Source organism: Clostridium chauvoei (genome assembly GCF_002327185.1).
Lineage (GTDB): Bacteria > Bacillota > Clostridia > Clostridiales > Clostridiaceae > Clostridium > Clostridium chauvoei.
This window is the reverse complement of the sequence record NZ_CP018624.1, coordinates 2,859,370-2,872,664: the sequence shown is the minus strand read 5'-3', so window position 1 is coordinate 2,872,664 and position 13,295 is coordinate 2,859,370. Positions and strand designations below refer to the sequence as shown.

The window sequence follows — 13,295 nt, the reverse complement described above, 5'->3', positions numbered from 1 at the left end:
TGCATATCCTCCATTAAAAAATAAATTTGAAATAATATAATAACAATATAATAACAATATATCAACATAATTATTAACAGGTTATTATAGTTGTTGATAAATAGTATTAAAATATTCACATGTTAATAATTATGGTGATAACAAATTTAAATAAAAGTTATCCACAATAGGTTGATAATAAGTTCTAAACATTATTAACATACCCTAAAATGCTTATTTTTGCTACAAAATAGTAAAAATAAGTTAAGTTTAAAGAAAAAATAAACAAGTTATACACAATTTAATCCACAGTTGTGGATAAGTTTGTTTATTAATAATATTATTCACAGTCAATATTAATAATAACATAAGTTAAATAGGGTGTTCAAGAAGTTATCCACAAAAATATAAGTTGTTATTTTTATTTATCAACAGGTTAATGGTAATTATAGTGTATTGACATGGAATGATGATATATATATAATAATAAAGTAAATTTAAAATACGAATAATATAGTTATTTACTATATATATAAAAGTTTAAAGGGGGTGTAATGAAATGTTCATGACATACCAACCAAAAAAGAGACAAAGAAAAAAAGAACATGGTTTCAGAAAGAGAATGAGTACTCCAGGTGGAAGAAACGTTCTTAAGAGAAGAAGACAAAAAGGAAGAAAAAAATTAACAGCATAAGGGCCGCAATAAGTGGCCTTTTTTCTGCAAATGCAGGAAAAAAAGGAGGATGAAAGTTCTCATGATTTATAGAATAAGAAAAAATAATGAATTTAGAACTGTATATAAAAGAGGAAAGTCATTAGCAAATGGTCTTTTAGTTCTATATATATTTAACAATAGAAGAAATATAGATCAAAAAGGTGAATTTTACAATAAAATAGGGGTTTCAGTAAGTAAAAAAGTAGGAAATAGTGTGGTCCGTAGTAGGAGTAAACGATTGATAACTGAAAGCTACAGATTGAATTGTGAAGATTTAAAACAAGGATATGATTTTGTATTTATTGCAAGAAATGCAGTAAAGGATAGAAGTTATTTTGAAGTTGAAGAAGCAATGAAAAAACTTTTTTTAAAGGCAGGATTATATAAATAATGAAAGAAATAATGCTTAAGGCTATAGATTTATATAGAAAGTATATTTCACCTACAAAGCAACCCTGCTGCAAGTACATACCAACTTGTTCACAATACGCCATTGACGCAATAACTAAGTATGGGGCTATTAAGGGTGGAGTTTTATCTATAAAAAGAATCTTAAGATGTAATCCATTTTCAAAAGGTGGATATGATCCAGTTAAATAAGGGAGGTAAGACATAAATTATGATGTCAGTTTTATCGCCGGTGGCGGATTTTTTAGCAAAAATTTTCAATGGGTTGCACGAATTTATATTACAATTATTTAATATGCAACCAAGTGGAGTATCTTACGTATTAGCAATTTTTATTTTTACATTAATAATAAGATTACTTATACTACCACTAAATGTTAAGTCAACTAGATCAAATGCAAGACTTCAAGAAATTCAACCAGAATTACAAAAGTTACAAAAGAAATATGCAAATGATCCACAAAAGATGCAATTAGAATATTCAAAATTAATGAAAGAAAACAACGTAAGTATGTTTGGTGGCTGCTTACCAACATTATTACCATTACCAATATTATTCGCATTATATTATGTATTTATGAGAATAACACCAGGGGCTGGGATGGATACTTCATTCCTATGGATACCTGATATATTTGCAAAAGATCCAAGATATATATTACCGATACTTGCATTTTTAAGTACTTATTTACCATCTGTTTTATTAAGTAAATCAATGCCTCAAAATCCAGATAGCCCAATGAATATGGCAACAATGAATTTAGTTATGTCTGGTATGATGGGATTCATGTCACTTAACTTTAGTGCTATACTTGTAATATACTGGATAATAGGTGGAGTTATTCAACTAGCACAAACTTATTTCCTAAATTATTTACCATATAAGAAAAAGCAAGAAGCAAAGATGGAAAAAGAAATTCAAACAACTTCTTTAAATGCAAAAAAAGCAACACCAAAAACTAAAAAAAGAAATTAATATGCTTTAAGTAGCAGTTATAGGTGGGTGAATAGGGTATGAAAACATTAGAAATAACAGGAAAGAATGTAAACGAGGCTTTACAAAATGCATTAAGTCAATTAAATGTAACAGAAGATAAAGTTGAAGTTGAAGTTATTGAAGAAGGGACTAAAGGTCTTTTAGGTATTATAGGAGCTAAACCAGCTAAGATTCTAGTAAAAGTTAAAAGAGATTATGTGGGAGATGCACATGACTTTTTAAAAAAGGTATTAGATTCAATGGCTGTAAAGGCTGAAATTAATATTAAAGAAGAGAGAGATGCAATTCACATCGATTTAATAGGTCCTAAGATGGGACTAATAATAGGTTATAGAGGTGAAACGTTAGACTCACTACAATATTTAGTTTCCTTAGTTGTTAATAAAGGTCATGATATACCTTATAAAAAAGTAGTTTTAGACACTGAAAACTATAGACAAAAAAGAGAAGAAACATTAAAAAGAGTTGCTAATAAAACGGCTTATAAAGTAGTAAAAACTAAAAGAACTTTTAAATTAGAGCCAATGAATCCATATGAAAGAAGAATAATTCACTCAACTCTACAGGATAATGATCTTGTTTGCACTTATAGTGAAGGTGAAGAACCATATAGAAGAGTAGTAGTAGATATTAAGAATAGATAATAAAAAGAAAGCCGTAATTGGCTTTCTTTTTATTTGATGAACTTTTGACTAAATTTAAATATTTTTGTAAAATGAATATTAGTTAAAATGGGTTATAATATAGGGAAGGGGAGTAATTTCTAAGGAGGAAAAATAATGAAAGAGTTTGATACAATTTGTGCTATTGCTACTGCCTTAGGAGAAGGTGGTATAGCAATTATAAGAGTTTCGGGAGATAAGGCATTAGAAATAGTTTCAAAGATATTTAAATCTAAGAGCGGTGTAGATATAAAAGAAATGAAAACTTATACTATGAGGTATGGGCATATCATAGATTTCGAAACTGAAGAATTAATTGATGAAGTAATAATAAGTTATATGAAAGGACCAAGAAGCTTTACGGCAGAAGATACTATTGAAATAAATTGTCATGGTGGAGTAACTTCAACTAACAAGGTTTTAGAAACTGTCATAAAGGCTGGTGCAAGATTAGCAGAACCAGGCGAATTTACAAAAAGAGCTTTCTTAAATGGAAGAATAGATTTGTCACAAGCAGAGGCGGTTATGGATTTAATAACGGCTAAAACGGAATTAGCTATGAAATCTGCTTTAATGCAAAGTTCAGGGTCACTTTCCCAGGAAATAAATAAGCTTAATGAATACTTATTAAATGTTTTAGCATTAATAGAGTATGCTGTAGATTTTACAGAAGATGATGAAGAAATAGATCCTACTATACCAATTAAAGTAGAAGAAAGTTTAAATGAAGCAATACTAAATATGGATAGATTACTTAAGAATGCTGAAGAGGGGAAAATAATAAGAGATGGTCTTAGTTTAGCAATAGTAGGTAAGCCAAATGTAGGTAAATCTTCTTTATTAAATGCTCTTTTAAAAGAGAAAAGAGCTATTGTTACAGATATAGCGGGAACGACTAGAGATGTAATTGAAGAATATATAAATTTAGATGGTATTCCAATAAAAATAATTGATACAGCAGGTATAAGAGAAACAGAGGATGTTGTTGAAAAAATCGGAGTTGAAAGATCAAAAGAGAAAATTAAAGAAGCAGATTTAGTATTATTAGTACTAGATTCATCAAGAGCTTTAGATGATGAAGATAATGAAATAATAGATGCTATTAAAGATAAGAAATCAATAGTAATCCTAAATAAAATGGATTTAGAAAATAAGTTAAATACAAATATATTAGATGGATTTGAAAATATAATTAATATTTCAGCTAAAGAACAAATTGGAATTGATGGATTAAAAAACAAGATTAAAGATATGTTCTTTAATGGTAAAATAGACAGTGAAAGTTTAATTATATCAAATTCAAGACATAAGCAAGCTTTAATTAGAGCTAAGGATAATTCACAAAATGCATATATTAGAGTTAAAAATAATGAATTCCTTGACTTAATATCAATATATGTAACAGCAGCTTTAAAAGCATTAGGTGAAATAACAGGATCAGAATTAGAAGAAGATTTAGTAAATAAAATATTTAGAGAATTTTGTTGTGGAAAATAGGAGAAGTGAAATAATGAAATATAATGCGGGAGATTACGATATAATCGTTGTTGGTGCCGGTCATGCTGGATGTGAAGCAGCATTAGCATCAGCTAGAATGGGATTTAAAACATTAATGTGTACTATAAATCTTGATTCAATAGCTATGATGCCTTGTAACCCTAATATAGGAGGAACAGCTAAGGGTCATTTAGTTAGAGAAATAGATGCTTTAGGCGGAGAGATGGGTATAAATATAGACAATACTTTTATACAATCAAGGATGCTAAATACATCAAAAGGACCAGCTGTACATTCATTAAGAGCACAAGCGGATAAAAAGAAATACCAAGAGCGAATGAAAAAAGCCTTAGAAAATGAAGAAAATTTACAAGTTAGACAATTAGAAGTTATAGGTTTAGAGGTTGAAGAAGGTAAAATAGTTGGAGTTCACACTAAGAATGGTGCTTATTTTGGTTGTAAGGCTGTTATCTTAACAACAGGAACATATTTAAGAGCAAGAATAATAATTGGTGATGTGACTTACAATAGTGGTCCTAATGGATTAGCAGCTGCTAATGAATTATCACAATCATTGATTGATTTAGGAGTATCATTAAGAAGATTTAAAACAGGTACTCCAGCTAGAATAAATATGAAATCAGTAGATTTTTCTAAGATGATAGAGCAACCAGGAGATGAAAAAATAGTACCTTTTTCATTTATGAGTGAAGATATTAATAGAGATCAAGTATCTTGTTGGTTAACATATACATCAGAAGATACCCATAAAATTATAGAAGATAATATATCAAGGTCACCAATGTATAATGGTTTAATTGAAGGTGTTGGACCAAGATATTGTCCTTCAATAGAAGATAAAGTTATGAGGTTTCCAGATAAATCAAGACATCAAATATTTGTTGAGCCAGAAGGCGAAGATACATTAGAGATGTATGTTGGAGGTATGTCATCATCATTACCTGAAGATGTTCAAATTAAGATGCTTAAAACTATACCTGGACTTGAGAATGTTGAAATAATGAGAACAGCATATGCTATAGAATATGATTCAATAGATCCATTACAATTAAAACCAACGCTAGAGTTTAAAGGTATTGAAGGTCTTTATGGAGCTGGTCAATTAAATGGAAGCTCAGGATATGAAGAAGCAGCATCTCAAGGTATAGTTGCAGGTATAAATGCAGCATTAAAGCTTAAAGGTGAAGAACCAATGATATTAACTCGTTCAGATGGATACGTAGGAGTTTTAATTGATGATTTAGTTACAAAAGGAACTAATGAACCTTACAGAATGATGACATCTAGAGCTGAATATAGATTGTTATTAAGACAAGATAATGCTGATTTTAGATTAACTGAAATAGGATATAAAGTAGGACTTGTTTCAGAAGATAGATATGCTAAGTTTTTAAAAAGAAAATCAGATATTGAAAATGAAATGAACAGAATAAAAGAACTTCAAATTACAAATAAAAAAGAAGTTAATGAATACTTAGTATCTGTTGGATCAACTGAGCTTAAAAAGCCAATTAGATTTTATGAGTTAATAAAGAGACCAGAAGTGGATTATTTTAGTTTAGCGAGTTTAGATCCTGATAGACCAGAATATCCAGAAAATATAGGAGAACAGATTAATATAATTGCAAAATATCAAGGGTATATAGAAAGTCAGTTAGAACAAGTAAATCAATTCAGAAAATTTGAGAAAAAACTATTACCAGAAGATATAGATTATAAAGATGTAAAAGGATTAAGAACAGAAGCTATTCAAAAGCTTTCAAATATAAGACCTGTAAGTATAGGTCAGGCATCAAGAATATCAGGGGTATCCCCAGCTGATATATCAGTTTTATTAATATATTTAGAGCATCAATATAAGAAAAAACAATAATTTCTATGGAGGAAAATATGAAATTTTTTGATTTAATGAAGGAAGCAGCAATAGAAGCTAATCTAGAGCTATCTGAAGAGAAGTATGAGCAATTTATAAAATATATGAGATTACTTCAAGAGTGGAATGAAAAAATAAATTTAACAGCAATAACAGAGGATGAAGAAATAATTAAAAAGCATTTTATAGATTGTATAAAAGCTTTTAAATCAGAACAGATAAGAAATGCTAGTACTATCATAGATGTTGGAACAGGTGCTGGGTTTCCTGGGTTGCCTATAGCAATAATGAATCCAAATGTTAAGGTAACATTACTAGATTCATTAAATAAAAGAATAAACTTCTTAAATACTGTAATTAATGAACTTGGTTTAAAGAATATTACAACCATACATTCAAGAGCAGAAGATGGAGCTAGAAAACCTGAATTAAGAGAAAAATTTGATATTGCAACTTCAAGAGCTGTTGCTAATATGGCTGTTTTATCAGAATTTTGTATGCCTTATGTAAAGAAAGGTGGCTACTTTGTTGCTTTAAAGGGTCCTTCAATAGATGAAGAACTTAAAGATGCTGATAAAGCTATAAAAACTTTAGGTGGAGAGCTTAAGGAAATAATAGAAGTAGAAATCGAAGATACGGATTTAAGACATAACATAGTAGAAGTTAAGAAAATAAAGCAATGTCCTAAAATTTATCCAAGAAAAGCAGGTACAGTAAATAAAAAGCCTATTAAATAATGAGTTTTTATTAAATATATACAAAAAAATAAACTTGTCGATGAATGAATAAAAAAGAAGATACCAAATACAAAATGTAAAAAAATAGAATTTTTATAGCTAATTTGTTTTATAATTTAATGAAAAAAAAGAAGGAAAATGAGAGAAGAAAATAGAATTGTTAAATCATGGAATAATGGGTGATTTACAAATAATGAGGGATGGTTGGGTGCGCATATGAGTAGAGAAATTATAAATATAAGTATTGATAAGATTTTTCCTAATACTTATCAACCAAGAAAGTTTTTTAATGAAGAAGCATTAATAGAATTATCTCAATCAATAAAAGAGCATGGAATTATTCAGCCTTTAACAGTTAGGAAAAGAGGAGATAGTTTTGAACTAGTTGCAGGAGAAAGACGATGGAGAGCAGCTAGAATTGCTTCATTAGAATTGGTTCCTTGCAATATAATAGAAATTACTGATACTGAATCAGCGGAAATAGCTCTTTTAGAAAACCTTCAAAGAGAAGATCTGAATTTTATTGAAGAAGCAGAAGCTTATTATAATCTTATACATGATCACAAATTTACACAAGATGATTTAGCTAAAAGAATGGGAAAGAAACAATCAACTATAGCAAATAAATTAAGACTATTAAAGTTGAGTGATAATGTTAGAAAGATTTGTATAGATAACAAACTGACTGAAAGACATGCTAGGGCTTTATTATCTTTACCAAATGAGGAACTACAATTAAAAGTTGTAGAAAAAGTAGTTAAGAACGGTTTAAATGTAAAGAAAACAGAGGAACTTATAAATAAGGAGTTACTTAAATTAGCTGGAGAACAATTAAATGACAAGAGTAAAAAGAAGGTTAAAAGTATATTTCCAGCAAAGCTATATGTTAATACTATAAGACAAGTTTTCGATAAATTTAATATACCAGCTGAGTACAATTTTAAGGACTCAGAAGAATGTATACAAATAACGGTATCTATACCTAAAAAATAATAGTATATAGAAATACTTAAAGAAATTATATTCATTTTTTGAATATAATTTCTTTTTTTATATTCATATAATAATTAAAATTAGAAAAAAACGTAGAAAATAGTTATATTTAAATATTTTTTTACTTAGTTAATCTTTTAATATTACATAAAAATCTATATAATATTATTATATGGGAAGGGGGTGAAGCTCTAAATTAGAGCTTTTATATGAAAAAAATTTGTGTATTTAATCAAAAGGGTGGAGTTGGAAAGACAACTACAAATATTAATTTATGTGCATATTTAGCTATGGAAGGATATAGAGTTTTAACTATAGATATTGATCCACAAGGAAATACTACAAGTGGATTAGGTTTAGATAAGAGGAATTTAGAATTATCAATGTATGATGTTTTAACATCAGATACATCACTTAATGATGTAATATTAAGAAGTGAATTAGTTCAGAATTTATTTATTGCACCATCTACAATGGAATTAGCTGGAGCAGAAGTAGAAATGATAAGTAAGGAAAATAGGGAGACTATATTAATGAATAAAATTAAAGAAGTAGAAGACCAATACGACTTTATTTTTATAGATTGCCCACCTTCATTAGGAGTACTTACAATAAATGCATTAACATCAGTACAATCAGTATTAATTCCTATACAATGTGAATTCTATGCTTTAGAAGGCGTAGGTCAATTGATGAATACACTTCAATTAGTAAAGAAATCCTTAAATAAGGATTTAGATGTTGAAGGTGTAATTATGACTATGTATGATTATAGAACTAATTTAAGTAATGAAGTATATGAGGAAGTTAAAAACTTCTTTAATGATAAGGTGTATGAAACGACTATACCAAGAAATATTAGATTAGCAGAGGCTCCAAGTTTTGGACTACCAATAATGTTATATGATGAGAAGTGTAAAGGTGCAAATGCATATAAAGATTTAACAAACGAATTCTTAAAAAAACAATAAGAAGGTGAAATTATGAGCAAGAAGTTTGCATTAGGAAAAGGTCTAGGAGCTTTAATACCAGAAGATATGGCGAATAATGAAAATCTAGAATCGGGAAAATCATTAATTCCTATAAATCTTATTAAGAGCAATAATGAACAACCAAGAAAGTTTTTTGATGATGATAAGATAGCTGAATTAGCAGAATCAATAAAGCATCATGGAATTATACAACCAATAATACTTAAAAAAGATAATAATAATTATATTATTGTTGCGGGTGAAAGAAGATGGAGAGCTGCAAAGTTAGTTGGATTAAAAGAAATACCAGCAATAATAATGAATTTAACTGAAAAAGATATTCTGGAAATATCTTTAATAGAGAATATACAAAGACAAGATTTAAATCCTATAGAAGAAGCTATTGCATATAAAAAGTTATTAAATGAATTTCAATTAACACAAGAAGAGTTAAGTAAAAGAATAGGAAAATCAAGAGTAGCAATTAGCAATACTATGAGGTTAATGAATTTATGTGAAACAGTTCAACAATATCTTATAGATGGAGTAATTACAGAAGGTCATGGTAGAGTTTTATTAGTAATAACAGATGAAAACTTACAATGTGAAGTTGCTCAAAAAGTAATTGATGAGAAATTATCAGTTAGAGAACTAGAAAAACTAATAAAATTATTAAGTAAGCCAAAGAAAAATATCGAAAGAAAAATAGATAATAATCCATACTATAAAGATGTAACTCAAAGATTGCAAGATTTCTTAGGAACAAAAGTTAATATTAGTAATAAGAATAATAAAGGTAAAATAGAAATAGAGTATTATTCAGATGAAGATTTACAAAGAATTTTAGAGATTATAAACTTATAAAATGTTTCACGTGAAACATTAATAAGGAAACAAAAGATAAAAGTGATTTATGTTTCACGTGAAACATTATAAGAAAGGAAGATAAAGATGGAAAATATAATAAGTATGATAAATGAGTACTCAGCATTTTTAATTATAGGGTTAGCTATAATTGTATTTCTACTATTTATCATTGTATTAGTATTTATGCAATCACTTAATAAGGTGGAAAAGAAATATAAAAGAATGATGAGAGGCGTAAATAATAAAAATTTAGAAGCTCTTATAACATCTAAGCTTGATGATATAGATAAAGCAGTTGCAAATTCAGAAGAATCATTAAATAGATGCGAAGTTATTAAAGAGGAAATGAAAGAGTGTGTTAATAAAGTAGCTATAATGAGATACAGGGCTTTTGAAGATATAGGAAGTGATTTAAGTTTCTCAATAGCAATATTAGACTCTAACAATGATGGAGTTATGTTAACAGGTATTTATTCAAGACAAGAAAGTACTACATATGCAAAACCTATAGATAAGGGAATTTCAAGATACGAGTTATCAGAAGAAGAACTTCATGTTTTAAATGAAGCTATAAATAAATAAAATTAAAAGGTATGAAAGTATAATTTCATACCTTTTTTGTTATAAATATTTAATGCTATCTAATGAGTTGTTTAAATATTTAGTGTTATTACCTAGAGACTTTAGTATGAAGTGGAAAATTCCATTAGAGATACAATCAGCTAGAGACATTACGGTACATAATCTAGTATTTTGTAAAACCATAAATTCTAAATTGCCAGCAATATTAACTACGCCTGTAATACTCATATCGCCAATTGCTGGTAGATCTTTATTCATTGCAAGGCCGGGTTGTAAAGGTCTATTTTGTATAAAAACTTTTCCTATATTATGAATATCTCCAAGACATGCATCTATTCCTATTATATAAGGATTGGTAAAATTATCGTTTATCTTTTTTAGAGTTTCTTTAACGTTATTTGAATGAATTGGGTTTTCTAGTGAACCATAAATATGAATATTTTTGCGTGAAACAAATTTTAATTTATAGCCTACTAAAGGACCAAGAGAATCACCAGTAGATCTATCAGTGCCAACACAAATAAATATTATATCTCTATTTTCTTTAATTAATTTAGTAAGTTTATTACATAAGTAATCTCTAACTTCCACATAAGCGTTAGGAGAATAAGAGTTTAATGAAAAACATTTTTTCATTAAAAAACCTCCTTTATTGAAATTATTGCCAATAAAGGAGGTAGATATTCAATTATTAAATTTAATTACTATAAGATTTCTACTTTTTTTAGAACTGTATAACAAACTACTAAAAACATACAGAAAATCATTCCCATAAGTCCATTTAATTGCAATCCAATAAACATAGCTGCAAGAGTTGAAATTGGACTTATTCCAAGAGAAGAACTCATTATTTTAGGTTCAAGTAATTGTCTAGATACAAATACTAAGACATATAGAACGATTAAACCAATAGCTACAAAAAGATTTCCTTGATATAAAAAATATAAAATTAAAGGAATATATATACACGCCATACCAACTATAGGAAGTAAATCTAATAATCCAGCTAGTATACTTAATAGTAGTGCATAGTCAACTTTAAATATTAAAAAGCCTATAAATGTAATAAACATACTTAAAAAGATTAAAAACATATAAGCTAGTATATAATTAGTTAACATCTTTTTACCGTGTTTAGTTGCATTTAATATTTTTTTGCTATTGCTAGGAATAATATTGCTAATTTTATCTGTAGTTGTTGTTGTGATTTTTTCAGTAAAAAAGTAAGTTGATAATAAAGTAAATGCTATAACCATACCTATATATGGTACATAACCAAAGAAGGAAAATAATGATGTAACTAATGAAGTAACACCTGATATACCTACTTGTAAAAATTTATTAAGAGATTCTGTAGCTGTAGAAACTATATTGCTCCATACTGAAGGATCTATAAGATCTAAATTAGCTACTATTTTTTCAAAGAATCCTCCTAATTCAGAAAAATATGTTGGTGAATTACTTGATAAGAATTCTTGAAGTGTCTTTGCTACTGAAATAAGTTCACTTGTTAGTGAGCTTATAATAAGGACTAATGTAACTATAAACAACGAGAAAAATATAACTGTAGAAATCAAGGATGCTAACCAGGACTTCATTTTTAATTTTTTAATTAAATATTTAGTAGGTTTTTTTAATATCAAAGCAAATATAGCGGCTAATACAAATGGTAAGGTAAATCTTATAGTGCTTGTAAAAAGTACAAAGAACATAGTATAAATTGCAAAGAAAAGAATCAGCTTAGAAAGCTTATCCTGTAAATTATAATTTTCATCAATTAAATTATTATCGTTATCCAAAGACATCAACACCCCTTTTTAGAAATTTTATTTATTGCAGATAACGCAAAATCAATATCTTCTTTTTGAGTAAAATAACTAGTACTTAGTCTTATAGTTCCAGTTGGATAAGTACCTATAGATTTATGGGCTAAAGGTGAACAGTGTAATCCAGATCTATTTTTAATCCCAAATTCATTATCTAATATATAAGAAACTTCAGCAGTATCAATTCCATCTATATTAAAGGATAAACAAGTAGTAGATTTATCACCTACTAGATCTCCATAATATTTAATTCTATCAATATTTAATAGATTTTTTATGAAGTAAGTGTGAATAAATTTATTATATTCATATATTGTATTTAACCCTTCTGAATTTATAAATTTTATAGCCTCTAATAAACCTATAATTCCAGGAGTATTTAGAGTTCCAGATTCGAATTTATCTGGTAAAAAATCAGGCTGATTTAAATCGTGGGACAGACTACCAGTACCACCGAAATATAGAGGTTTACATAATTCGTTTAATTCGTTACTAATTATAAAACCACCTATACCTTGAGGACCTAATAAGCTTTTATGGCCAGTAAAAGCTAGTGCACTTAAGTTAAGTTCAGTAAAATCAGTTTTTAAAGTTCCAGCTCCTTGCGCTGTATCAAGTATAAAAAATATATTATGCTTTTTACATAAAAGTCCAATATCCTTTATAGGTTGAATACTGCCTGTAACATTTGAAGCTTGACTTATTATAATAAACTTTGTATTTGGCTTTATAAGTTTTTCTATATTAGAAGCTGTTATAAAACCTTGGTTATTAGCTTTTACTATATCTAATTCTATATTGTGATGTTCCTTCATATAGTAAAGAGGTCTAATAACAGAATTATGTTCCATAGATGAGGTAATTATATGATCACCATTAGATAAGCTTCCTTGAATTAAAATATTTAAGGAAGTAGTAATATTATTTGTAAAAATAACATTTTCAAGAGAGTTATAATTAAAAAACTCAGCTAGAGCAGAACGACACTCAAATAATATTCTATTAGTCTCTAATGAATTAGAGTGGTTTGAACGACCAGAATTACCACCTACAGTGGTAATAAAATTATAAATTGCATCTGCAACTACTTTAGGCTTAGGAAAAGTAGTGCTAGCATTATCAAGATATATACTCATTTCTACTCCTTTTATTTTAATAGTTTATAAT

15 protein-coding genes are annotated in these 13,295 nt (G+C 27.8%); 12 read left to right on the top strand and 3 right to left on the bottom strand.

Annotation, left to right across the window (positions count from 1 at the left end):
• The first annotated feature begins 538 nt into the window (after positions 1 to 538).
• From rpmH to BTM21_RS13495, 12 genes are all read left to right on the top strand, one after another.
• On the top strand, positions 539 to 673 hold the full coding sequence (gene rpmH / locus BTM21_RS14175) for a 50S ribosomal protein L34 (RefSeq protein WP_079481751.1): 135 nt from the start codon (positions 539 to 541) through the stop codon (positions 671 to 673).
• Positions 674 to 734: 61 nt separating this feature from the next.
• Positions 735 to 1,085, top strand: coding sequence for a ribonuclease P protein component (rnpA, locus tag BTM21_RS13545; RefSeq protein WP_021876885.1), 351 nt, complete (start codon positions 735 to 737; stop codon positions 1,083 to 1,085).
• The gene (gene yidD / locus BTM21_RS13540) at positions 1,085 to 1,294 is read left to right on the top strand and encodes a membrane protein insertion efficiency factor YidD (RefSeq protein WP_021876884.1); all 210 of its coding nucleotides are present in this window, start codon (positions 1,085 to 1,087) and stop codon (positions 1,292 to 1,294) included. Before rnpA ends, yidD begins: the two co-directional genes overlap by 1 nt.
• 19 nt (positions 1,295 to 1,313) lie before the next feature.
• Positions 1,314 to 2,078, top strand: a complete 765-nt coding sequence (yidC, locus tag BTM21_RS13535; protein WP_079481750.1) for a membrane protein insertase YidC — start codon at positions 1,314 to 1,316, stop codon at positions 2,076 to 2,078.
• A 38-nt stretch (positions 2,079 to 2,116) separates the two neighbouring features.
• Complete coding sequence (gene jag, locus BTM21_RS13530) at positions 2,117 to 2,743, top strand: RNA-binding cell elongation regulator Jag/EloR (RefSeq protein ID WP_021876882.1); 627 nt, start codon at positions 2,117 to 2,119, stop codon at positions 2,741 to 2,743.
• 135 nt (positions 2,744 to 2,878) lie between these two features.
• Positions 2,879 to 4,258 (top strand): tRNA uridine-5-carboxymethylaminomethyl(34) synthesis GTPase MnmE, encoded by a 1,380-nt coding sequence (gene mnmE, locus BTM21_RS13525; protein WP_021876881.1) that lies wholly within the window; start codon positions 2,879 to 2,881, stop codon positions 4,256 to 4,258.
• Between the two features lie 13 nt (positions 4,259 to 4,271).
• Positions 4,272 to 6,152, top strand: coding sequence for a tRNA uridine-5-carboxymethylaminomethyl(34) synthesis enzyme MnmG (gene mnmG / locus BTM21_RS13520; RefSeq protein WP_021876880.1), 1,881 nt, complete (start codon positions 4,272 to 4,274; stop codon positions 6,150 to 6,152).
• Between the two features lie 17 nt (positions 6,153 to 6,169).
• The gene (gene rsmG / locus BTM21_RS13515) at positions 6,170 to 6,889 is read left to right on the top strand and encodes a 16S rRNA (guanine(527)-N(7))-methyltransferase RsmG (protein WP_079481748.1); all 720 of its coding nucleotides are present in this window, start codon (positions 6,170 to 6,172) and stop codon (positions 6,887 to 6,889) included.
• Between the two features lie 216 nt (positions 6,890 to 7,105).
• Positions 7,106 to 7,882: a nucleoid occlusion protein gene (gene noc, locus BTM21_RS13510; protein ID WP_021876878.1), complete on the top strand. Its 777-nt coding sequence runs from the start codon at positions 7,106 to 7,108 to the stop codon at positions 7,880 to 7,882.
• Between the two features lie 209 nt (positions 7,883 to 8,091).
• Positions 8,092 to 8,853, top strand: a complete 762-nt coding sequence (locus BTM21_RS13505) for a ParA family protein (RefSeq protein WP_021876877.1) — start codon at positions 8,092 to 8,094, stop codon at positions 8,851 to 8,853.
• A gap of 12 nt (positions 8,854 to 8,865) precedes the next feature.
• The gene (locus BTM21_RS13500; RefSeq protein ID WP_021876876.1) at positions 8,866 to 9,717 is read left to right on the top strand and encodes a ParB/RepB/Spo0J family partition protein; all 852 of its coding nucleotides are present in this window, start codon (positions 8,866 to 8,868) and stop codon (positions 9,715 to 9,717) included.
• Positions 9,718 to 9,804: 87 nt separating this feature from the next.
• The gene (locus BTM21_RS13495) at positions 9,805 to 10,302 is read left to right on the top strand and encodes a DUF4446 family protein (protein ID WP_021876875.1); all 498 of its coding nucleotides are present in this window, start codon (positions 9,805 to 9,807) and stop codon (positions 10,300 to 10,302) included.
• A gap of 39 nt (positions 10,303 to 10,341) precedes the next feature.
• Here BTM21_RS13495 and yyaC read toward each other — a convergent pair whose 3' ends face one another.
• The 3 genes from yyaC to BTM21_RS13480 form a co-directional block, all read right to left on the bottom strand.
• Positions 10,342 to 10,938: a spore protease YyaC gene (yyaC, locus tag BTM21_RS13490; RefSeq protein WP_021876874.1), complete on the bottom strand. Its 597-nt coding sequence runs from the start codon at positions 10,936 to 10,938 to the stop codon at positions 10,342 to 10,344.
• Positions 10,939 to 11,006: 68 nt separating this feature from the next.
• On the bottom strand, positions 11,007 to 12,101 hold the full coding sequence (gene ytvI, locus BTM21_RS13485) for a sporulation integral membrane protein YtvI (protein WP_161493117.1): 1,095 nt from the start codon (positions 12,099 to 12,101) through the stop codon (positions 11,007 to 11,009).
• A gap of 5 nt (positions 12,102 to 12,106) precedes the next feature.
• Complete coding sequence (locus BTM21_RS13480) at positions 12,107 to 13,264, bottom strand: aminotransferase class V-fold PLP-dependent enzyme (protein WP_079481745.1); 1,158 nt, start codon at positions 13,262 to 13,264, stop codon at positions 12,107 to 12,109.
• Positions 13,265 to 13,295: the final 31 nt, after the last annotated feature.

What these genes read in the sequence shown, in the direction of transcription:
- yidC (WP_079481750.1), top strand. Translation starts at nt 1,314, where the DNA reads ATGATGTCAGTTTTATCGCCGGTGGCGGATTTTTTAGCAAAAATTTTC.
- BTM21_RS13495 (WP_021876875.1), top strand. Translation starts at nt 9,805, where the DNA reads ATGGAAAATATAATAAGTATGATAAATGAGTACTCAGCATTTTTAATT.
- BTM21_RS13500 (WP_021876876.1), top strand. Translation starts at nt 8,866, where the DNA reads ATGAGCAAGAAGTTTGCATTAGGAAAAGGTCTAGGAGCTTTAATACCA.
- BTM21_RS13480 (WP_079481745.1), bottom strand. Translation starts at nt 13,264, where the DNA reads ATGAGTATATATCTTGATAATGCTAGCACTACTTTTCCTAAGCCTAAA.
- jag (WP_021876882.1), top strand. Translation starts at nt 2,117, where the DNA reads ATGAAAACATTAGAAATAACAGGAAAGAATGTAAACGAGGCTTTACAA.
- mnmG (WP_021876880.1), top strand. Translation starts at nt 4,272, where the DNA reads ATGAAATATAATGCGGGAGATTACGATATAATCGTTGTTGGTGCCGGT.
- yidD (WP_021876884.1), top strand. Translation starts at nt 1,085, where the DNA reads ATGAAAGAAATAATGCTTAAGGCTATAGATTTATATAGAAAGTATATT.
- yyaC (WP_021876874.1), bottom strand. Translation starts at nt 10,938, where the DNA reads ATGAAAAAATGTTTTTCATTAAACTCTTATTCTCCTAACGCTTATGTG.
- noc (WP_021876878.1), top strand. Translation starts at nt 7,106, where the DNA reads ATGAGTAGAGAAATTATAAATATAAGTATTGATAAGATTTTTCCTAAT.
- mnmE (WP_021876881.1), top strand. Translation starts at nt 2,879, where the DNA reads ATGAAAGAGTTTGATACAATTTGTGCTATTGCTACTGCCTTAGGAGAA.
- rpmH (WP_079481751.1), top strand. Translation starts at nt 539, where the DNA reads ATGTTCATGACATACCAACCAAAAAAGAGACAAAGAAAAAAAGAACAT.
- rsmG (WP_079481748.1), top strand. Translation starts at nt 6,170, where the DNA reads ATGAAATTTTTTGATTTAATGAAGGAAGCAGCAATAGAAGCTAATCTA.
- BTM21_RS13505 (WP_021876877.1), top strand. Translation starts at nt 8,092, where the DNA reads ATGAAAAAAATTTGTGTATTTAATCAAAAGGGTGGAGTTGGAAAGACA.
- rnpA (WP_021876885.1), top strand. Translation starts at nt 735, where the DNA reads ATGATTTATAGAATAAGAAAAAATAATGAATTTAGAACTGTATATAAA.